The organism is Streptomyces sp. DvalAA-43 (assembly GCF_900091725.1).
In the GTDB taxonomy this organism is placed as follows: domain Bacteria; phylum Actinomycetota; class Actinomycetes; order Streptomycetales; family Streptomycetaceae; genus Streptomyces; species Streptomyces pulveraceus.
Genome location: NZ_FMBW01000037.1, coordinates 96,880 through 115,202, shown reverse-complemented (window position 1 = coordinate 115,202; position 18,323 = coordinate 96,880). Strand labels below are relative to the sequence as shown.

General features: G+C 69.6%; 26 protein-coding genes. 22 read left to right on the top strand and 4 right to left on the bottom strand.

Annotation, left to right across the window (positions count from 1 at the left end):
• Positions 1-51 precede the first annotated feature (51 nt).
• Positions 52-1,245: an elongation factor Tu gene (gene tuf, locus GA0115234_RS11270; protein WP_093540766.1), complete on the top strand. Its 1,194-nt coding sequence runs from the start codon at positions 52-54 to the stop codon at positions 1,243-1,245.
• A gap of 133 nt (positions 1,246-1,378) precedes the next feature.
• On the opposite strand, the gene GA0115234_RS11265 is transcribed toward tuf, so the two are convergent.
• The 4 genes from GA0115234_RS11265 to GA0115234_RS11250 form a co-directional block, all read right to left on the bottom strand.
• Positions 1,379-3,445: a PIG-L family deacetylase gene (locus tag GA0115234_RS11265; protein WP_093540794.1), complete on the bottom strand. Its 2,067-nt coding sequence runs from the start codon at positions 3,443-3,445 to the stop codon at positions 1,379-1,381.
• A gap of 204 nt (positions 3,446-3,649) precedes the next feature.
• Positions 3,650-4,114 (bottom strand): GNAT family N-acetyltransferase, encoded by a 465-nt coding sequence (locus GA0115234_RS11260; protein ID WP_093540793.1) that lies wholly within the window; start codon positions 4,112-4,114, stop codon positions 3,650-3,652.
• 23 nt (positions 4,115-4,137) lie between these two features.
• Positions 4,138-6,420 (bottom strand): poly(A) polymerase, encoded by a 2,283-nt coding sequence (locus tag GA0115234_RS11255; protein ID WP_093540765.1) that lies wholly within the window; start codon positions 6,418-6,420, stop codon positions 4,138-4,140.
• Positions 6,421-8,091, bottom strand: a complete 1,671-nt coding sequence (locus tag GA0115234_RS11250) for an RNA ligase family protein (protein WP_093540764.1) — start codon at positions 8,089-8,091, stop codon at positions 6,421-6,423.
• A 509-nt stretch (positions 8,092-8,600) separates the two neighbouring features.
• Between GA0115234_RS11250 and rpsJ the strand changes: the two genes are divergently transcribed.
• From rpsJ to rplO, 21 genes are all read left to right on the top strand, one after another.
• On the top strand, positions 8,601-8,909 hold the full coding sequence (rpsJ, locus tag GA0115234_RS11245) for a 30S ribosomal protein S10 (RefSeq protein ID WP_003948644.1): 309 nt from the start codon (positions 8,601-8,603) through the stop codon (positions 8,907-8,909).
• Positions 8,910-8,922: 13 nt separating this feature from the next.
• Positions 8,923-9,567: a 50S ribosomal protein L3 gene (gene rplC, locus GA0115234_RS11240; protein WP_072485542.1), complete on the top strand. Its 645-nt coding sequence runs from the start codon at positions 8,923-8,925 to the stop codon at positions 9,565-9,567.
• Between the two features lie 4 nt (positions 9,568-9,571).
• Positions 9,572-10,222 (top strand): 50S ribosomal protein L4, encoded by a 651-nt coding sequence (gene rplD, locus GA0115234_RS11235; RefSeq protein WP_093540763.1) that lies wholly within the window; start codon positions 9,572-9,574, stop codon positions 10,220-10,222.
• Positions 10,222-10,545, top strand: a complete 324-nt coding sequence (gene rplW, locus GA0115234_RS11230; protein ID WP_014154589.1) for a 50S ribosomal protein L23 — start codon at positions 10,222-10,224, stop codon at positions 10,543-10,545. Before rplD ends, rplW begins: the two co-directional genes overlap by 1 nt.
• Positions 10,546-10,584: 39 nt before the next feature.
• Positions 10,585-11,421, top strand: coding sequence for a 50S ribosomal protein L2 (gene rplB / locus GA0115234_RS11225; RefSeq protein ID WP_093540762.1), 837 nt, complete (start codon positions 10,585-10,587; stop codon positions 11,419-11,421).
• Between the two features lie 12 nt (positions 11,422-11,433).
• Positions 11,434-11,715, top strand: a complete 282-nt coding sequence (gene rpsS, locus GA0115234_RS11220) for a 30S ribosomal protein S19 (protein ID WP_093540761.1) — start codon at positions 11,434-11,436, stop codon at positions 11,713-11,715.
• Positions 11,716-11,758: 43 nt separating this feature from the next.
• Positions 11,759-12,106: a 50S ribosomal protein L22 gene (gene rplV / locus GA0115234_RS11215; protein ID WP_004571827.1), complete on the top strand. Its 348-nt coding sequence runs from the start codon at positions 11,759-11,761 to the stop codon at positions 12,104-12,106.
• Complete coding sequence (gene rpsC / locus GA0115234_RS11210) at positions 12,106-12,948, top strand: 30S ribosomal protein S3 (RefSeq protein ID WP_093540760.1); 843 nt, start codon at positions 12,106-12,108, stop codon at positions 12,946-12,948. The genes rplV and rpsC overlap by 1 nt, the downstream gene beginning before the upstream one ends.
• A 5-nt stretch (positions 12,949-12,953) precedes the next feature.
• On the top strand, positions 12,954-13,373 hold the full coding sequence (gene rplP, locus GA0115234_RS11205) for a 50S ribosomal protein L16 (protein WP_014047785.1): 420 nt from the start codon (positions 12,954-12,956) through the stop codon (positions 13,371-13,373).
• Positions 13,373-13,597 carry a 50S ribosomal protein L29 gene (gene rpmC / locus GA0115234_RS11200; RefSeq protein ID WP_015035581.1) on the top strand — a complete coding sequence of 75 codons (225 nt, stop codon included), beginning with the start codon at positions 13,373-13,375 and terminating at the stop codon, positions 13,595-13,597. The genes rplP and rpmC overlap by 1 nt, the downstream gene beginning before the upstream one ends.
• On the top strand, positions 13,597-13,881 hold the full coding sequence (gene rpsQ / locus GA0115234_RS11195; protein WP_030977953.1) for a 30S ribosomal protein S17: 285 nt from the start codon (positions 13,597-13,599) through the stop codon (positions 13,879-13,881). Before rpmC ends, rpsQ begins: the two co-directional genes overlap by 1 nt.
• A 107-nt stretch (positions 13,882-13,988) precedes the next feature.
• Entirely contained in the window at positions 13,989-14,357 is a 369-nt protein-coding gene (gene rplN, locus GA0115234_RS11190; RefSeq protein WP_003966950.1) for a 50S ribosomal protein L14, read from the top strand.
• A gap of 2 nt (positions 14,358-14,359) precedes the next feature.
• Complete coding sequence (gene rplX / locus GA0115234_RS11185; protein WP_003966949.1) at positions 14,360-14,683, top strand: 50S ribosomal protein L24; 324 nt, start codon at positions 14,360-14,362, stop codon at positions 14,681-14,683.
• Positions 14,683-15,240 (top strand): 50S ribosomal protein L5, encoded by a 558-nt coding sequence (gene rplE / locus GA0115234_RS11180; RefSeq protein WP_093540759.1) that lies wholly within the window; start codon positions 14,683-14,685, stop codon positions 15,238-15,240. Before rplX ends, rplE begins: the two co-directional genes overlap by 1 nt.
• A gap of 2 nt (positions 15,241-15,242) precedes the next feature.
• Entirely contained in the window at positions 15,243-15,428 is a 186-nt protein-coding gene (locus GA0115234_RS11175) for a type Z 30S ribosomal protein S14 (protein ID WP_003948630.1), read from the top strand.
• A gap of 224 nt (positions 15,429-15,652) precedes the next feature.
• Positions 15,653-16,051, top strand: a complete 399-nt coding sequence (gene rpsH, locus GA0115234_RS11165) for a 30S ribosomal protein S8 (protein ID WP_037688013.1) — start codon at positions 15,653-15,655, stop codon at positions 16,049-16,051.
• A 21-nt stretch (positions 16,052-16,072) separates the two neighbouring features.
• A complete protein-coding gene (rplF, locus tag GA0115234_RS11160; protein WP_093540757.1) occupies positions 16,073-16,612 on the top strand; it encodes a 50S ribosomal protein L6 in 540 nt (179 codons plus the stop codon).
• A 2-nt stretch (positions 16,613-16,614) separates the two neighbouring features.
• Positions 16,615-16,998, top strand: a complete 384-nt coding sequence (gene rplR, locus GA0115234_RS11155; RefSeq protein ID WP_093540756.1) for a 50S ribosomal protein L18 — start codon at positions 16,615-16,617, stop codon at positions 16,996-16,998.
• A gap of 46 nt (positions 16,999-17,044) precedes the next feature.
• Complete coding sequence (gene rpsE, locus GA0115234_RS11150; protein WP_030914151.1) at positions 17,045-17,650, top strand: 30S ribosomal protein S5; 606 nt, start codon at positions 17,045-17,047, stop codon at positions 17,648-17,650.
• Positions 17,650-17,832 (top strand): 50S ribosomal protein L30, encoded by a 183-nt coding sequence (gene rpmD, locus GA0115234_RS11145; protein ID WP_018550611.1) that lies wholly within the window; start codon positions 17,650-17,652, stop codon positions 17,830-17,832. The genes rpsE and rpmD overlap by 1 nt, the downstream gene beginning before the upstream one ends.
• A 1-nt stretch (position 17,833) precedes the next feature.
• Positions 17,834-18,289, top strand: a complete 456-nt coding sequence (gene rplO, locus GA0115234_RS11140; protein ID WP_018550610.1) for a 50S ribosomal protein L15 — start codon at positions 17,834-17,836, stop codon at positions 18,287-18,289.
• Positions 18,290-18,323 lie beyond the last annotated feature (34 nt).

Below are 18,323 nucleotides of genomic sequence, written 5' to 3'. Positions count from 1 at the left end.
ACCTGGCGCCGATGAAGCAAGGCGTACAGAACCACTCCACAGGAGGACCCAGTGGCGAAGGCGAAGTTCGAGCGGACTAAGCCGCACGTCAACATCGGCACCATCGGTCACATCGACCACGGTAAGACGACCCTCACGGCCGCCATTACCAAGGTGCTGCACGACGCGTACCCGGACCTGAACGAGGCCTCGGCCTTCGACCAGATCGACAAGGCTCCCGAGGAGCGCCAGCGCGGTATCACGATCTCGATCGCGCACGTCGAGTACCAGACGGAGTCGCGTCACTACGCGCACGTCGACTGCCCGGGTCACGCGGACTACATCAAGAACATGATCACGGGTGCCGCGCAGATGGACGGCGCCATCCTCGTGGTCGCCGCCACCGACGGCCCGATGCCGCAGACCAAGGAGCACGTGCTCCTGGCCCGCCAGGTCGGCGTTCCGTACATCGTCGTCGCCCTGAACAAGGCCGACATGGTGGACGACGAGGAGATCCTGGAGCTCGTCGAGCTCGAGGTCCGTGAGCTCCTCTCCGAGTACGAGTTCCCGGGCGACGACCTGCCGGTCGTCAAGGTCTCGGCGCTCAAGGCCCTTGAGGGCGACAAGGAGTGGGGCCAGACCGTCCTCGACCTGATGAAGGCCGTCGACGAGAACATCCCGCAGCCCGAGCGTGACGTCGACAAGCCGTTCCTGATGCCGATCGAGGACGTCTTCACGATCACCGGTCGTGGCACCGTCGTCACCGGTCGTATCGAGCGTGGTGTCCTCAAGGTCAACGAGACCGTCGACATCGTCGGTATCAAGACCGAGAAGACCACCACCACGGTCACCGGCATCGAGATGTTCCGCAAGCTGCTCGACGAGGGCCAGGCCGGTGAGAACGTCGGTCTGCTCCTCCGTGGCATCAAGCGCGAGGACGTCGAGCGCGGCCAGGTCATCATCAAGCCCGGTTCGGTCACGCCGCACACCGAGTTCGAGGCCCAGGCCTACATCCTGTCGAAGGACGAGGGTGGCCGTCACACCCCGTTCTTCAACAACTACCGCCCGCAGTTCTACTTCCGTACCACGGACGTGACGGGCGTTGTGACCCTTCCCGAGGGCACCGAGATGGTCATGCCGGGCGACAACACCGTCATGAGCGTCGCGCTGATCCAGCCGGTCGCCATGGAAGAGGGCCTGAAGTTCGCCATCCGTGAGGGTGGCCGGACCGTGGGCGCCGGCCAGGTCACCAAGATCGTCAAGTAATCACCTGACTGTCTGACCTGGTTGCTCCGCACAGAGCACCGAGAAGGGCCCCGGCCCGCCGCGCGAGCGGTGGACCGGGGCCCTTCGTCGTATACGTCGTGGTCGTGTACGTCGTGCGGTACGGGCCGGGACCTCAGGGGCGCCAGAGCCAGGGCAGGGCGTCGGGGCCCAGGGCGACCACCGTCGGCCGCCCGTCGTTGCCCATGTGCAGCGCCGGTCCGTCCAGCGCCACCGGCCCGCGCCGCCGCACGAAGTGCCCGCCGGGCGTACGGAGCTGGATGAGGCCCTCGGCGGTGCGGCCCAGCAGCACCGGTGCGGCCGGCGATCCGGCGGCGGCGACCGGACCGTACCCGTCGAAACCCGCCCGGTCCCGGATCAGGCGTCCGTACCCGTCGATGCCGGTCTCGTCCGCCGTCTCCCCGGTCCGTACGGTCGTCAGGGCGGCCTTCGCCGCCGCGCGGTAGTACAGCTCGATGCTGCCGTCCGCCCCAGCCAGCGCGGCCGGACCGTCGCCGGGCACCGCCACCCCGGTGATCTGGGTGCGCGCGGTCACGGCCTTGCCGGGCGTGTCCTGCGTCCAGTGGTGCACCGCGAAACGGCCCGCCGCGTAGACATGGACACGGCCCTCGGCGTCCACCACGGCGCTCAGCCCGTCCTGGATCTCGCCGCCGCCCATGTCCTGCCAGTCGCTCCACCGGCCGGCCGTGTCCCGTACCCGGGTGCTGAGGCCCTTCTCCGCGTTCCGGACGAAGAGGTGCACCCGCCCGTCGGGCGCGGCGACCGCGACCGGGACGCCGATCCGGCGCCCGCCGTCGTGGTCGCGCACCGGGTTGCCCAGCCCCTGCCAGGCACGGAAGGCGCCGCCGGGGGTGCGCTGCTCCAGGGCGACGATCTCGCGTTCGTTGTCCGCGCCGTGCCCGCTGAGCGCCGAGAACCGCAGGCCGAAGAGGAGATGGCGCCCGTCCGGGAGCGTCGCACAGCCCAGGACCGGGGCGAGCGGACCGCCACCGAGGTCGTCGGGCGCCTCCCACACCCCGCTGCCCGGTGCGTCCTCGCGCCGGCGTACCGCCCGCAGCCCCAGGACCTCGTAGCTGACGAGCCGGCCGTCCGGTTCGGTGGCGAGGGTGGGCCGGGGGCCGGGGTAGCGGTAGTGGGTGGACCGTACCCAGCCCTTCCGGTTGGTGAGCGGCCGGTTGCCGCCCACGTTGTAGTCCCCGCAGCCCCCCGGGTTGCCGCAGCGCCAGTCGGCCGAGCCGCCGTACGGCACCAGGTGGGAGGCCTTCTCGGCCAGCACGGCGGGTGGCAGGTTCTTCGGCCAGTGCCGGTTGTAGTAGGCCCGGAACGCGGTGGTGGCGAAGCTCGGGACCTCGCCGCCGTTCCCGGTGGTGCGGGCCACCCACCGGATCAGCGACGCCCAGGTGAACAGGGCGGCGGCGGTGTGGTCGGGGTGGTCGGAGTAGCCCTTCTGCTCGCTGTCCCGGCGGCGGACGGCCTCGCTGCTGTGCTGGATGTCGGGGTCCGGGTCCATGGTGTGCAGGATGCTCGGCCGGTACCGCTCGAAGAGCCCGGCCAGGACGTCGATCAGCCCGTCGTAGGTGTACGAACCCGCCTTCTTCAGCGGGGAGCCCTCGGCGACGACGGTCGGCAGGACCAGCCGCCGGTCCTGCCAGAGGCTGGGCAGACCCAGCCGTCCGTACGTGGTGTGCATGGCGGTGTTGATGAAGATCAGCTCGACCCTGCGGCCGCGGTGGGCGAGGGTGTTGAGCTCGGCGCGGTGGCCGCCGTGCAGCTCGATGACGGACCTGTGCCACGGGTCGAACCGGCCGAGGCCGAGCAGGGTCGCGTATGCCTGGCGGAGCCCCTGGTGACGCGCGGAGGAGTACGCGGCCTTGTCGGGCGCGGGCGCGGGGCGGCCCGGCACGAAGTTGACGCCGGTGGCCTCGCCGCCGGTCAGATAGACGCAGACCAGCGGGGTCCCGGCGTCGAGGGCCTGCTGGGTGTCCGGGTTCATGAAGTACAGGTCGTCGTCCGGGTGGGCGAGGATCTGCATCATCAGGGCCGGGTGCGAGGTGCTGATCGGCAGTCCGGGCATCGGGTCGGCGGCGGGATCGCGGCGCCGGGGCGGTGCGGGCGCCGTGCAGGCGGTGAGGGCCGCCAGGCCGGTCGCGCCGGCCGCCGCCAGTACCGTGCGCCGCGGCAGTCCCGAGCGGGCTGCGCGCAGGGCGGGTCGATCCGTCACACCGTGCTCCGTCCACTTCCCCCGCAGCGGCGAGCGGCTGTGCGGCCCTGTGCTGCGTGCCGAATCCGTGCAGGCCACGGCGGGGGACGGCCGCTGCTGCGGGGGGATAGACGGAGATTCCCGGAGGCGGGTTGCCTGGATATCCGATGATGTGACCCGGACGGCTCAACTCACCGGTGTACGCACCATGAACACATCGACCGGGTCCTGCCGCTCCTCGGTGAATCCGTGCCGTTCGTAGAGCGCGCGGGCGGCGCTGCCCCGCAGCACGTCCAGCCGGACGGTCGCGCCGTCCCGGTCGGCCCGCGCGAGCAGCGTACGGAGCACCGCGGTGCCGATGCCGCGCCCGTGGAGGGCGGGGGAGAGGTAGAAGTTCTCCAGCCACAGCCCGCCCTCGACCGGGCGCAGGGTGACGCAGCCCGCGAACTCCCCGTCCGCGAGGACGACCGTGGTGTGCTCCGGCGCGTAGACGTCCCGCAGGCGCTGTCGTACCCGGTGCTCGTCGTAACGCCCGAGCCGCTCCAGGTCGGGGCGCATCACGACGGCCCTGAGTTCGGCGATGGCCTCGACGTCCTCGGGGCGGGCGGGGCGCAGGGTCCAGGGGGTGGTGCTGGTGGTACCGGTGTCCATGGGCGGATTCTCGCCGACCGCCGTCACCGCAGGTCCGGCGCCTGCGCGCGGTCCGCCCGGCGCAGTCCCGCCTCCGGGATGCCGTGCAGCAGCCGCGCGCCGATCTCCGCGAGCCGGGCCCCGTCGGGCGGGGTGCGGCCCAGGCCGATGGCGTACTGGACATGGGAGGCGTCGGTGCCGCACGGGCGCGGCCAGGCGTGCGCGTCCGGGGAGCCCGCCTCCGCGAGCGCGGTGAGCAGGGCCAGGAGGCGGCCGCGGAAGCGCCCCTCGTCCGCGCCGTGCCGCACGGAGACGATCGCCCAGGCGGAGTGGCGCGCGTGCAGCGGTGGCGGGGCGTGGAGCAGGGCGTGCGGTACGGGGCCGGAGTCGGGGGCGGACTCCAGGATCTCCCAGGCGCGGAAGAGCTCCTCGGTGACCAGGTCGCGGCCGGCGGGGGAGACCTGCGTGGTGCAGGAGTGGACGGGGGCGGTGGGGGTCAGGACGGTGAGGGGGAGTACGACGGTGTCGGCGGTTGCGCCGGAGCCGACCGCCCGGTCGAGTCCGCCCGTCCCGCCGAGGCCGACCGCGCGGTCCCAGTCCCAGGCCGCCCAGGGGGCGAAGAAGTGCCTGAGCAGGGGGAGCGGGAGCAGGTCGCCCGACTCGTGGGCGGTGCGGGCCGCCAGCACCGACCAGGCGAGGCCGGGCAGCCCGCCGCACGGGGCGGAGTCCAGGCCGCGTGCCCGCGCCCAGCCCTTCACCTCGCGGGCGAGCCGGGTGAACGCCGCCCGGTGCGGGTCCGCCGCCGCGAGCACGGCGTCCGCGTCGCTCACCGCGCTCAGGGCCGTGGCCGCCGCCTCGCCCAGCTCGGCCCGCCGGGACACCGCCGCGGCCGGGGCGAGGTCACCCGTCGCCACGGTCACCAGGTCCACCCCGAGCCCGTCGAGCGAGAACCGCAGCCCCGGCACACGGGCACCGGTCACCTCGCGCAGGCCCTCAGCGTCCGGCAGGGCCGCGGCCAGCCGGAGACGTACCCCCGGCAGATCCACCGCACCGGGCAGCGCCGCGACCAGGTCCACGTCCGCGCCGGGCAGCGCACAGCCCATCCGGCGCGAGCCGGACAGGTGGACACGGCCTTCGGCCAGGGCGGCGGCCACCCGGCGCACGATCCCGGCCGCGCGCTCCTCCTCCGCCGGATCCGTCCCGGCCGCCTCCTCCGCCGCGTCGGCGGCCAGCTCGACCCGTACCCCGAAGTGGTCCGAGACGTACAGCCCGTCCGGTGCGGGGACATCGCCCAGCAGCGCCGCCGAGGCGGGCCGCAGCCCGTCCGGGCGGACCAGCACCCGGTCCAGCCGGGACACCCGCCCGGTCAGGGAGGAGACGGCGGCCAGCGGGTTGACCGAGGGGTCGAAGGTGGGCGTCCGGTCGTCCGGGCCGTGCACCCGGCTCCAGGCGTCCGTCATCCCCAGTCGGTCCTGCGGGGTGTCCCCGCCGTCGTTGAAGTCGCCGAGCAGCGCCACCTCGCCCTCGATCGCCGCCAGCCCCGTTGCCAGATCGGACAGTTCGGCGTCGCGGCGGCGGGCGCCGTCGGGCGAGTGGTCGCTGCTGAGGTGGGTCGCCGCGACCGTGACCGGTCCGCCCGGACCGTCCACGACCACGGCCGCGACCGCCTTGTGCGGGCCGAGGGCGTGCAGGCCCGCCTCGCGCACCGGGACCCTGCTGAGCAGCAGCAGCCCGCAGTCGGCGACGTCCCGGCCGGCCGGATCGGCCCAGAGCGTGTAGCCCTCGCGGACCCAGGGCGCCGCCAACAGCAGGGCGAGCAGGGCCGGTTCGGCCTCCTGGAGGGCGATGACATCGGCGTCGGCGGCGCGCAGGGCATCGAGCAGGAGCGGCCGGCGCCGGGCGGTGTCGATACGGTCGCTGTCGTAGCGGTCCCAGAGCGTGTTCCAGGTCAGCAGCGTCAGGGGACCGGAGGACGGCGTGGGCGCCGGAGCGTCCTCGGGCACGGGCGCCCAGGCGGCGTCGGGTGCCGAGAACGCGTGCGGGGTGCGGGAGACGAAGTACGGGGACGGCAGCCGGCGCGGGGCGCGCACCCGCCCGGCGTCCGTGGCGTCGATCCGGTCCACGCCCGAGGACCGGTCCCACACCACCTCGCCGTCCGCCTCGATGAACAGCACCCGGTGCCAGGGGATGTCCCCGCCGGGCGTGAAGCGGGGCAGCGGCACCCGCTTGGGCACGGTGCCGCGCTGCGCCACGCCCAGCACGAAGCGCGCCGGATCGAACCGGGTGTCCCAGCGGACCCGGTGGTAGATCTCCTCGCTGGTACGCATCTACGCCCTGTCCTCCACGGTCCCGCTCGCGCCGATGTACCAGGTGCGGTGGGCCTGGCCGGGGTACGGGGGCACGAATCTGCGCAGCTGCGAGGCCAGCACCCCGGGCGGCACGGGGTGGCTGCGGCGTCCGTTGCGCCGGATCAGCTCCGCCTCGTCCACCAGGGCCACGGCGTGGGTGAGCAGCGCGTCCCGGCGCCGGGCGACCGCGTGCACCAGGGAGCGCTGGTGCGCGTTGAGCGAGGTGGCGTCCCAGACCACCGTGGAGCCCGCCGTGAGCGCGGCGTCCAGCCGGTCGAGACCCTCGCGCAGCACGTCCCCGTTGGCCTTCTGGTCGGCGCGCGAACCCCGTGCGGAGCGCAGGTCGTCGAGCGAGAGACAGGTGTCGACGCCGGGCAGGGCGCGCCCGAAGGTGCTCTTGCCGCTGCCGGACGGGCCGACCAGCTGGACCAGGCGCGGGAACTCCCCGCCCCGCCAGCGCCAGGTCGCGGCGACCGCCTCCTCGGCGGTGGTGACCCGGCCCAGCGCGTACGCCTCCCGGGCCTGCGCCAGGCAGCGGTCGGCGGCGTCCGGCTCCAGATCCGCGAACGCCTCCCGCAGCCCGGCCGGTTCGCTCACGTCCTCCGCGTACAGCGCCGACCACTCCACCTGCTCCCGCGCCCCGGCGGTCTCCGCCACCGTGGCGGCCAGCGCGTGCAGCAGCGGCAGATCGGCGGCGAACGACATCCGGACCAGTCCGGTGCGGCGCTCCTCGTCCGGATACGGGCGGTGCAGCCCGGGGTGCAGCCCGACCAGGTCCGCGACGCGGCGGGCGAGCGGCATCCCGAGCGCGGGGGCCAGCGCGGGGGCGAGCGCGGCGCGGCGGGACCGGTGCAGCAGCGCGGCCACCACCCCGGCCAGCCGGTCCTCGCCCGTCCGGCCCAGTGCGTCCACGGCGTCGCCCATCGCGGCGGCGGCCCCGGCGTCCCCCGCGTCCGTGCCCGCGGCGGCGGCCAGCGCCGCCGCGTCGACCGGCGCCCCGGACCGTACGGCCCACAGGGCGGCGGCCGGGCCGAGCCCGTTCGGTACGACGGCGGCGTGCATCCAGTGCGTATCGGTCCGTACGTGACCCGGCCGCACCCACTTGGCCACCAGCCGCCCGAAGTCCGCCGCCCCGAAGCCGTCCGCGGGCCGTACGACGTATCCCTCCTGCCGTGCGGTGTCGAGCTTCAGCGCCCGCAGCGCCGTCTCGGCACGGGCGTCGAACACTCCCCGCCACAGCACGGGCGGCACCGGTATCCCCAGATCCCGCAGGAACTCCGCGGTCCGGTCCCAGCCCAGACAGCGCTCCCCGTCCCAGACGGAGAAGCCGTAGAAGAAGCTCTCCAGACCGTCGTACGGGAGCGAGTGGCGGGCGAACATGTTCTCGCCGCAGACCCGCCACCCGTCGGGGACGCGCGCCCCGACCCGGCCCTGGAGCGCCTTCACCCAGCCCCGCGAGGGGTGGTGCGCGGAATCGAGGGAGCGGGCGTGGAGCCCGTCGGCGTAGAGCGTGGTGTTCTCGCCGTCCAGCTTCTCGGTGACGACGACCTCGCGGCCGGTCAGCGCGGCGAGATCCGCGATGCGTACGTCGTCCGAGGTGGCCCCGGGTGACCAGGGCAGATGGGCGGTGCGTGGATAGTGCGTACGCATGATCGATGCCCCTGGTGACGACGGTTCTGCCCGGCCGGTCACTCTAGGTGGGGCCGTGCGCACCGCTCGACCCGATTACGATGGGGGTGCCCGGCACGGCGCCCGCTGCGCGCCCGCGTTTGACCGAACGAGCACGAGGGGTAAGATCCTCCGCCCGATTGGCCAGGCTCACGCCCCGTATGGCACACTGACCAGGTTGCTCGGTTGAGTGTCAATGCTGCGCGCCTCCCGCCGGGAGGACCGGAAGCGAGTCCCACAGTACTCGTCGACCCCTCGTGGGTCGGACGTACGGGAATCTTCCGGGAAGCGTCAGTGGGGCACCGGCCAGGCGCCCGGTGGGTGTTTCGCCCCCGGTCCTGCGGTCCTCGGGCCCGCACCCCCTTGGTTGGGAAATCCTTCGGGAGATCTGCGTAGAGGGGATGCGACACGCCCGACCGCGTGGGTCGGAGGTGGAGTCGTCAGAGCCCCCGGGTTCCAGAGCGTTACGAGAGACAGGACTACTAGTAGCCATGGCGGGACAGAAGATCCGCATCCGGCTCAAGGCCTACGACCACGAGGTCATCGACTCCTCGGCGAAGAAGATCGTCGAGACGGTGACCCGCACTGGTGCGTCGGTCGCGGGCCCGGTGCCGCTGCCCACTGAGAAGAACGTGTACTGCGTCATCAAGTCGCCGCACAAGTACAAGGACTCGCGCGAGCACTTCGAGATGCGCACGCACAAGCGCCTCATCGACATCCTCGACCCCACGCCGAAGACGGTTGACTCGCTGATGCGTCTCGACCTGCCGGCCGGCGTCGACATCGAGATCAAGCTCTGAGGTGACGCGCGAGATGGCTAAGAACATTAAGGGCGTCCTGGGCGAGAAGCTCGGCATGACCCAGGTCTGGGACGAGAACAACCGGGTCGTCCCGGTGACCGTCGTCAAGGCCGGGCCCTGCGTCGTCACCCAGGTCCGCACGAACGACAACGACGGCTACGAGGCAGTCCAGATCGCCTTCGGCGAGATCGACCCCCGCAAGGTGAACAAGCCCCTCAAGGGCCACTTCGCCAAGGCCGACGTGACCCCGCGCCGCCACCTGGTGGAGCTCCGCACCCCTGACGCCAGCGAGTACACGCTGGGCCAGGAAGTCACTGCCGAGGTGTTCGAGTCCGGCGTCAAGGTCGACGTCACGGGCAAGAGCAAGGGCAAGGGCTTCGCCGGTGTGATGAAGCGTCACAACTTCAAGGGTGGCAAGGCGTCCCACGGTGCCCACCGTGTGCACCGTATGCCTGGCTCCATCGGTGGCTGTGCCACCCCCGGCCGTGTCTTCAAGGGCATGCGCATGGCGGGTCGCATGGGCAACGAGCGTGTCACCACCCAGAACCTGACCATCCACGCGGTTGACGCGGAGAAGGGTCTGCTCCTCATCAAGGGCGCAGTCCCCGGTCCGAACGGCGGCCTCGTCCTGGTCCGTACCGCGGCCAAGGGGGCTTGAGGTAATGAGCACCATTGACATCCTTTCGCCGGCAGGCGACAAGGCCGGTACCGTCGAGCTCCCCGCGGAGATCTTCGACGCGAAGACCAGCGTTCCGCTGATCCACCAGGTCGTCGTCGCACAGCTGGCAGCTGCCCGTCAGGGCACGCACAAGACCAAGACCCGCGGCGAAGTCCGTGGCGGTGGCCGCAAGCCGTACCGCCAGAAGGGCACCGGCCGCGCGCGCCAGGGTTCGACCCGTGCGCCGCAGTTCGCCGGCGGTGGCGTCGTCCACGGCCCGCAGCCGCGTGACTACTCGCAGCGGACCCCGAAGAAGATGAAGGCCGCCGCCCTGCGCGGTGCCCTCTCGGACCGGGCACGCCACTCCCGCATCCACGTCGTCACCGGCGTGGTCGACGGTGCAGTCTCCACGAAGGCCGCCAAGACGCTGTTCGGCAAGATCTCGGAGCGCAAGAACCTGCTCCTGGTCGTCGACCGTGCCGACGAGGCCGCGTGGCTGTCCGCCCGCAACCTGCCCCAGGTGCACATCCTGGAGCCGGGCCAGCTGAACACGTACGACGTGATCGTCTCTGACGACGTGGTCTTCACCCAGGCCGCCTTCGAGTCCTTCGTGTCTGGCCCCCAGACCGCTGAGACCGAAGGGAGCGACGCCTGATGAGCGAGGCGACCGTTACCAGCAAGACCTACTCGGACCCGCGCGACGTTCTCGTCAAGCCGGTCGTGTCCGAGAAGAGCTACGCGCTGCTCGACGAGAACAAGTACACGTTCATCGTCGCGCCCGGCTCCAACAAGACCCAGATCAAGCAGGCCGTGGAAGCGGTCTTCTCGGTCAAGGTCACCGGGGTCAACACGATCAACCGTCAGGGTAAGCGCAAGCGCACCAAGACCGGTTTCGGCAAGCGCGCCGACACGAAGCGCGCCATCGTGACCCTCGCCGAGGGCGACCGTATCGACATCTTCGGCGGCCCGACCTCCTGACGGAGGTCGAGTCGTCCGGAATCGGACGAGGACTGAGAAATGGGTATCCGCAAGTACAAGCCGACGACCCCGGGCCGTCGTGGCTCCAGCGTCGCCGACTTTGTCGAGATCACGCGGTCCACGCCGGAGAAGTCGCTGGTCCGCCCCCTGCACAGCAAGGGCGGCCGTAACAACGCCGGTCGTGTGACCGTTCGCCACCAGGGCGGTGGCCACAAGCGCGCCTACCGAGTGATCGACTTCCGTCGTCACGACAAGGACGGCGTGCCGGCCAAGGTCGCGCACATCGAGTACGACCCCAACCGCACCGCGCGCATCGCGCTCCTGCACTACGCGGACGGCGAGAAGCGCTACATCATCGCGCCGCGTGGCCTGACGCAGGGCGACCGTGTCGAGAACGGCCCGACCGCCGACATCAAGCCCGGCAACAACCTGGCGCTGCGCAACATCCCGGTCGGTACGACCATCCACGCCATCGAGCTGCGGCCCGGCGGCGGCGCGAAGTTCGCCCGTTCCGCGGGTGCCTCCGTGCAGCTGCTGGCGAAGGAGGGCACCATGGCCCACCTTCGTATGCCGTCGGGTGAGATCCGCCTGGTCGACGCCCGCTGCCGCGCCACCATCGGCGAGGTCGGCAACGCCGAGCAGTCGAACATCAACTGGGGCAAGGCCGGCCGCATGCGCTGGAAGGGCGTCCGCCCGACCGTCCGCGGTGTCGCGATGAACCCGGTTGACCACCCGCACGGTGGTGGTGAAGGCAAGACCTCCGGTGGTCGCCACCCGGTCTCGCCGTGGGGTCAGAAGGAGGGTCGTACTCGTTCGCCGAAGAAGGCATCGAACAAGTACATCGTCCGCCGCCGCAAGACGAACAAGAAGCGCTAGGAGCGGGTTTAGATGCCGCGCAGTCTCAAGAAGGGGCCCTTCGTCGACGGCCACCTCATCAAGAAGGTGGAAGTTCAGAACGAGGCAGGCACCAAGAACGTCATCAAGACCTGGTCCCGTCGCTCGATGATCGTCCCGGCCATGCTGGGTCACACCATCGCGGTGCACAACGGCAAGATCCACGTCCCGGTGTTCGTCACCGAGTCGATGGTCGGCCACAAGCTCGGCGAGTTCTCGCCGACTCGCACCTTCCGCGGCCACGTCAAGGACGACCGGAAGTCGAAGCGCCGCTAACCGCGGGGTGGAAACGACTATGACTTACACCGAAGGGACAACCATGGAAGCCAGGGCCCAGGCGCGGTACATCCGCGTCACGCCCATGAAGGCCCGCCGCGTGGTGGACCTCATCCGTGGCATGGATGCCACGGAGGCTCAGGCGGTCCTGCGTTTCGCCCCGCAGGCCGCGAGCGTGCCGGTTGGCAAGGTGCTGGACAGCGCCATTGCCAACGCCGCACACAACTACGACCACACCGACGCCTCTTCGCTGGTCATCAGCGAGGCGTATGTGGACGAGGGCCCGACCCTGAAGCGGTTCCGTCCGCGTGCTCAGGGCCGTGCCTACCGGATCCGTAAGCGGACCAGCCACATCACCGTGGTCGTCAGCAGCAAGGAAGGAACCCGGTAATGGGCCAGAAGGTAAACCCGCACGGGTTCCGGCTCGGCATTACCACGGACTTCAAGTCCCGTTGGTACGCCGACAAGCTGTACAAGGACTACGTCAAGGAAGACGTCGCCATTCGTCGCATGATGACGAAGGGCATGGAGCGGGCCGGCATCTCGAAGGTCGAGATCGAGCGCACCCGCGACCGCGTCCGCGTTGACATCCACACCGCCCGTCCGGGCATCGTCATCGGTCGCCGTGGCGCCGAGGCCGACCGCATCCGTGGCGAGCTGGAGAAGCTGACCGGCAAGCAGGTCCAGCTGAACATCCTCGAGGTCAAGAACCCCGAGGTGGACGCTCAGCTGGTGGCCCAGGCCGTCGCCGAGCAGCTCTCCTCCCGCGTCTCCTTCCGTCGGGCCATGCGCAAGAGCATGCAGTCCTCGATGAAGGCCGGCGCCAAGGGCATCAAGATCCAGTGCGGTGGCCGCCTCGGCGGCGCCGAGATGTCCCGCTCGGAGTTCTACCGCGAGGGCCGTGTGCCCCTGCACACGCTCCGCGCGAACGTCGACTACGGCTTCTTCGAGGCCAAGACGACCTTCGGCCGCATCGGCGTGAAGGTCTGGATCTACAAGGGCGACGTCAAGAACATCGCCGAGGTCCGCGCCGAGAACGCCGCTGCCCGCGCCGGCAACCGCCCGGCCCGTGGCGGCGCTGACCGCCCGGCCGGCCGTGGTGGCCGCGGTGGCGAGCGTGGCGGTCGCGGTCGCAAGCCGCAGCAGCAGTCGGCTCCGGCTGCCGAGGCCCCCAAGGCCGAGGCTCCCGCCGCTGCCGCTCCGGCTGCCGAGAGCACCGGAACGGAGGCCTGACCGAAATGCTGATCCCCCGTAGGGTCAAGCACCGCAAGCAGCACCACCCGAAGCGCAGCGGTATGTCCAAGGGTGGCACGCAGGTTGCGTTCGGCGAGTACGGCATCCAGGCGCTGACCCCGGCGTACGTGACGAACCGCCAGATCGAGGCAGCTCGTATCGCGATGACCCGCCACATCAAGCGTGGCGGCAAGGTCTGGATCAACATCTACCCGGACCGTCCCCTGACGAAGAAGCCGGCCGAGACCCGCATGGGTTCCGGTAAGGGTTCTCCCGAGTGGTGGATCGCGAACGTCAAGCCGGGTCGGGTGATGTTCGAGCTGTCCTACCCGAACGAGAAGATTGCTCGTGAGGCGCTTACCCGCGCTGCTCACAAGCTTCCGATGAAGTGCCGGATCGTTCGGCGCGAGGCAGGTGAGTCGTGATGTCGGCCGGTACCAAGGCGTCCGAGCTGCGCGAGCTGGGCAACGAGGAGCTCCTCAACAAGCTCCGCGAGGCCAAGGAAGAGCTGTTCAACCTCCGCTTCCAGGCGGCGACCGGGCAGCTCGAGAACCACGGCCGGCTCAAGTCCGTCCGTAAGGACATCGCCCGGATCTACACCCTGATGCGCGAGCGCGAGCTGGGCATCGAGACGGTGGAGAGCGCCTGATGAGCGAGAAGACTGTGACTGAGACGAACACCGACCGCGGTTTCCGCAAGACCCGTGAGGGTCTGGTCGTCAGCGACAAGATGGACAAGACCGTCGTCGTCGCTGTCGAGGACCGTGTCAAGCACGCGCTGTACGGCAAGGTCATCCGCCGTACGAACAAGCTCAAGGCGCACGACGAGCAGAACGCCGCCGGCGTCGGCGACCGCGTCCTCCTGATGGAGACCCGGCCGCTGTCCGCCACGAAGCGGTGGCGCGTCGTCGAGATCCTCGAGAAGGCCAAGTAATTCCTGAGGGGCATTCCCCTCAGGCAAGTTCCGCCAGGCTCGGCGGGGGCTCGTTCCGGTGACGGAGCGGCCCCCGCCGGGAACCGGCAGACGATCAGGAGATAGACGTGATCCAGCAGGAGTCGCGACTTCGCGTCGCCGACAACACGGGTGCGAAGGAAATCCTCACCATCCGTGTTCTCGGTGGTTCGGGTCGCCGCTACGCGGGCATCGGTGACGTCATCGTCGCCACCGTCAAGGACGCGATCCCCGGTGGCAACGTGAAGAAGGGTGACGTCGTCAAGGCCGTCATCGTTCGCACCGTCAAGGAGCGTCGCCGTCAGGATGGCTCGTACATCCGCTTCGACGAGAACGCCGCCGTCATTCTGAAGAACGACGGTGACCCCCGCGGCACCCGCATCTTCGGCCCGGTGGGCCGGGAACTGCGCGAGAAGAAGTTCATGAAGATCATCTCGCTCGCGCCGGAGGTGCTGTAAGCATGAAGATCAAGAAGGGCGACCTGGTTCAGGTCATCACCGGTAAGGACAAGGGCAAGCAGGGCAAGGTCATCGTGGCCTACCCCGCTCAGGACCGCGTCCTCGTCGAGGGTGTCAACCGGGTCAAGAAGCACACCAAGGCCGGTCAGACCGCTCGCGGTTCGCAGACCGGTGGCATCGTCACGACCGAGGCCCCCATCCACGTGAGCAACGTTCAGCTCGTCGTGGAGAAGGACGGCAACAAGGTCGTCACGCGCGTCGGTTACCGCTTCGACGACGAAGGCAACAAGATCCGCGTTGCCAAGCGGACGGGTGAGGACATCTGATGGCTACCACCACCACTCCGCGTCTGAAGACGAAGTACCGCGAGGAAATCGCCGGCAAGCTGCGTGAGGAGTTCTCCTACGAGAACGTCATGCAGGTTCCCGGCCTGGTCAAGATCGTGGTCAACATGGGTGTGGGCGACGCCGCCCGCGACTCCAAGCTGATCGACGGCGCCGTGCGCGACCTCACCACGATCACGGGTCAGAAGCCGGCCGTCACCAAGGCCCGCAAGTCCATCGCGCAGTTCAAGCTGCGCGAGGGCCAGCCGATCGGCTGCCACGTCACCCTCCGTGGTGACCGGATGTGGGAGTTCCTGGACCGTACGCTGTCGCTCGCGCTGCCGCGTATCCGTGACTTCCGTGGTCTGTCGCCGAAGCAGTTCGACGGCCGTGGCAACTACACCTTCGGTCTCACGGAGCAGGTCATGTTCCACGAGATCGACCAGGACAAGATCGACCGGGTCCGGGGCATGGACATCACCGTGGTCACCACGGCGACCAATGACGACGAGGGTCGTGCCCTCCTTCGTCACCTCGGCTTCCCGTTCAAGGAGAACTGACCGTGGCGAAGAAGGCTCTGATCGCTAAGGCCGCCCGTAAGCCGAAGTTCGGCGTTCGCGGGTACACCCGCTGCCAGCGCTGCGGCCGGCCCCACTCCGTCTACCGCAAGTTCGGCCTGTGCCGCGTGTGCCTTCGTGAGATGGCTCACCGTGGCGAGCTGCCGGGCGTGACCAAGAGCTCCTGGTAATTCTCCTTCGCCCTCTGGGCGTTGGGAATTGACGGAAGCTCTCGGTAAGCATCTGGTCGGCAGGAGCCCGCCCTCACATGCCGTAGGCTTGTGGGGTTGGGCGCCTGCCGCCCAAGACCGACTTACTACGCCGTAGGTCCCCGCACCGCACCCGTCCCGCCTCTGAGTGGGGAGAGGGATGGCGCATACAGGAAACCCCGGCGAGAGAGGCCGAAGGCCAATTCATGACCATGACTGATCCCATCGCAGACATGCTCACGCGTCTGCGTAACGCGAACTCGGCGTACCACGACTCCGTCGTGATGCCGCACAGCAAGATCAAGTCGCACATCGCGGAGATCCTCCAGCAGGAGGGCTTCATCACCGGCTGGAAGGTCGAGGATGCCGAGGTCGGCAAGAACCTCGTCCTCGAGCTGAAGTTCGGCCCGAACCGCGAGCGCTCGATCGCCGGCATCAAGCGAATCTCGAAGCCGGGTCTGCGTGTATACGCAAAGTCCACCAACCTGCCGAAGGTCCTCGGCGGCCTGGGCGTGGCGATCATCTCCACGTCCCACGGTCTCCTGACCGGCCAGCAGGCCAGCAAGAAGGGCGTAGGTGGGGAAGTCCTCGCCTACGTCTGGTAGTCGGGAACGGAGGAATAGCTCATGTCGCGAATCGGCAAGCTCCCCATCCAGGTTCCCGCCGGTGTGGACGTCACCATCGATGGCCGCACGGTCGCGGTGAAGGGGCCCAAGGGCACCCTCTCGCACACCGTCGCGTCGCCGATCGAGGTCACCAAGGGTGAGGACGGCTTCCTCAGCGTCACCCGCCCGAACGACGAGCGTCAGAACAAGGCCCTGCACGGCCTGTCCCGCACGCTGGTGGCGAACATGATCACCGGTGTGACCCAGGGATACACCAAGGCGCTCGAGATCAGTGGTGTCGGTTACCGCGTCCAGGCGAAGGGCTCCAATCTGGAGTTCGCCCTGGGCTACAGCCACCCGATCCTGATCGAGGCCCCGGAGGGCATCACCTTCAAGGTGGAGTCCCCCACGAAGTTCTCCGTCGAGGGCATCGACAAGCAGAAGGTCGGCGAGACCGCGGCCAAGATCCGCAAGCTGCGGAAGCCTGACCCGTACAAGGCCAAGGGCGTCAAGTACGCCGGCGAGGTCATCCGCCGCAAGGTCGGAAAGGCTGGTAAGTAGCCATGGCATACGGCGTGAAGATCGCCAAGGGCGACGCCTACAAGCGTGCCGCCCTCAAGCGTCGCCACATCCGCGTCCGCAAGCACATCTCCGGTTCGCCGGAGCGTCCGCGCTTGGTCGTGACGCGGTCCAACCGCCACATGGTGGCCCAGGTCATCGACGACATCGCGGGCCACACGCTCGCGTCGGCGTCGACCCTGGACGTCTCCATCCGTGGTGGCGAGGGCGACAAGAGCACCCAGGCCAAGCAGGTCGGCGCCCTGGTCGCTGAGCGTGCCAAGGCCGCAGGCGTCGAGGCCGTCGTGTTTGACCGCGGTGGTAACCAGTACGCCGGGCGGATTGCCGCTCTGGCTGACGCCGCCCGTGAAGCCGGTCTGAAGTTCTGAGCCCGGTTCCTACGCACAGCGGACGTAACAGAGAGAGGTAAATCCAATGGCTGGACCCCAGCGCCGCGGAAGCGGTGCCGGTGGCGGCGAGCGGCGGGACCGGAAGGGCCGTGACGGCGGCGCAGCCGCCGCCGAGAAGACCGCGTACGTTGAGCGCGTTGTCGCGATCAACCGCGTCGCCAAGGTTGTGAAGGGTGGTCGTCGCTTCAGCTTCACCGCGCTGGTCGTGGTGGGCGATGGTGACGGCACCGTCGGTGTCGGTTACGGCAAGGCCAAGGAAGTTCCCGCGGCCATCGCCAAGGGTGTCGAGGAAGCCAAGAAGAACTTCTTCAAGGTTCCGCGCATCCAGGGCACCATTCCTCACCCGATCCAGGGCGAGAAGGCCGCGGGCGTCGTCCTGCTCAAGCCTGCTTCCCCCGGTACCGGTGTGATCGCCGGTGGCCCGGTGCGCGCCGTTCTGGAGTGCGCCGGCGTTCACGACATCCTGTCGAAGTCGCTCGGCTCCGACAACGCGATCAACATCGTGCACGCGACCGTGGCGGCCCTCAAGGGCCTGCAGCGTCCCGAGGAGATCGCGGCCCGCCGCGGTCTGCCCCTCGAGGACGTCGCCCCCGCGGCCCTGCTTCGTGCGCGTGCGGGAGCGGGTGCGTAATGGCTCGCCTCAAGATCACGCAGACGAAGTCGTACATCGGCAGCAAGCAGAACCACCGCGACACCCTGCGTTCGCTCGGGCTCAAGCGCCTGCACGACGTGGTTGTCAAGGAGGACCGCCCCGAGTTCCGCGGAATGGTGCACACCGTCCGCCACCTCGTGACGGTTGAGGAGGTCGACTGACATGGCGGAGAACAAGCCGCTGAAGGCCCATGACCTCCGGCCCGCCCCGGGCGCCAAGACCGCCAAGACCCGTGTGGGTCGTGGTGAGGCGTCCAAGGGTAAGACCGCCGGTCGTGGCACCAAGGGCACCAAGGCCCGTTACCAGGTTCCGGAGCGCTTCGAGGGTGGGCAGATGCCCCTCCACATGCGTCTCCCGAAGCTCAAGGGCTTCAAGAACCCGTTCCGCACCGAGTACCAGGTCGTGAACCTGGACAAGCTCGCGACGCTCTACCCCGAGGGTGGAGAGGTCACCGTGGCCGACCTGGTCGCCAAGGGTGCGGTGCGCAACAACCACCTCGTCAAGGTCCTCGGACAGGGCGAGATCTCCGTGGCACTGCAGGTTTCGGTTGACGCCGTTTCCGGCTCCGCCAAGGAGAAGATTGCCGCCGCCGGCGGCACCGTCACCGAGCTCGTCTGAGACAACTCGATGGCCTGAACATCCGACCGGGGAT

Coding starts and splice junctions, on each gene's coding strand:
- rplC (WP_072485542.1), top strand. CDS start 8,923: ATGGCTAAGAACATTAAGGGCGTCCTGGGCGAGAAGCTCGGCATGACC.
- rpsS (WP_093540761.1), top strand. CDS start 11,434: ATGCCGCGCAGTCTCAAGAAGGGGCCCTTCGTCGACGGCCACCTCATC.
- rplP (WP_014047785.1), top strand. CDS start 12,954: ATGCTGATCCCCCGTAGGGTCAAGCACCGCAAGCAGCACCACCCGAAG.
- rplB (WP_093540762.1), top strand. CDS start 10,585: ATGGGTATCCGCAAGTACAAGCCGACGACCCCGGGCCGTCGTGGCTCC.
- rpsC (WP_093540760.1), top strand. CDS start 12,106: ATGGGCCAGAAGGTAAACCCGCACGGGTTCCGGCTCGGCATTACCACG.
- GA0115234_RS11255 (WP_093540765.1), bottom strand. CDS start 6,420: ATGCGTACCAGCGAGGAGATCTACCACCGGGTCCGCTGGGACACCCGG.
- GA0115234_RS11250 (WP_093540764.1), bottom strand. CDS start 8,091: ATGCGTACGCACTATCCACGCACCGCCCATCTGCCCTGGTCACCCGGG.
- rplO (WP_018550610.1), top strand. CDS start 17,834: ATGGCGGAGAACAAGCCGCTGAAGGCCCATGACCTCCGGCCCGCCCCG.
- rpsH (WP_037688013.1), top strand. CDS start 15,653: ATGACCATGACTGATCCCATCGCAGACATGCTCACGCGTCTGCGTAAC.
- rpsQ (WP_030977953.1), top strand. CDS start 13,597: ATGAGCGAGAAGACTGTGACTGAGACGAACACCGACCGCGGTTTCCGC.
- rplF (WP_093540757.1), top strand. CDS start 16,073: ATGTCGCGAATCGGCAAGCTCCCCATCCAGGTTCCCGCCGGTGTGGAC.
- rplD (WP_093540763.1), top strand. CDS start 9,572: ATGAGCACCATTGACATCCTTTCGCCGGCAGGCGACAAGGCCGGTACC.
- rplE (WP_093540759.1), top strand. CDS start 14,683: ATGGCTACCACCACCACTCCGCGTCTGAAGACGAAGTACCGCGAGGAA.
- rpmC (WP_015035581.1), top strand. CDS start 13,373: ATGTCGGCCGGTACCAAGGCGTCCGAGCTGCGCGAGCTGGGCAACGAG.
- rplV (WP_004571827.1), top strand. CDS start 11,759: ATGGAAGCCAGGGCCCAGGCGCGGTACATCCGCGTCACGCCCATGAAG.
- GA0115234_RS11260 (WP_093540793.1), bottom strand. CDS start 4,114: ATGGACACCGGTACCACCAGCACCACCCCCTGGACCCTGCGCCCCGCC.
- rpsE (WP_030914151.1), top strand. CDS start 17,045: ATGGCTGGACCCCAGCGCCGCGGAAGCGGTGCCGGTGGCGGCGAGCGG.
- rplX (WP_003966949.1), top strand. CDS start 14,360: ATGAAGATCAAGAAGGGCGACCTGGTTCAGGTCATCACCGGTAAGGAC.
- rpsJ (WP_003948644.1), top strand. CDS start 8,601: ATGGCGGGACAGAAGATCCGCATCCGGCTCAAGGCCTACGACCACGAG.
- rpmD (WP_018550611.1), top strand. CDS start 17,650: ATGGCTCGCCTCAAGATCACGCAGACGAAGTCGTACATCGGCAGCAAG.
- rplR (WP_093540756.1), top strand. CDS start 16,615: ATGGCATACGGCGTGAAGATCGCCAAGGGCGACGCCTACAAGCGTGCC.
- rplW (WP_014154589.1), top strand. CDS start 10,222: ATGAGCGAGGCGACCGTTACCAGCAAGACCTACTCGGACCCGCGCGAC.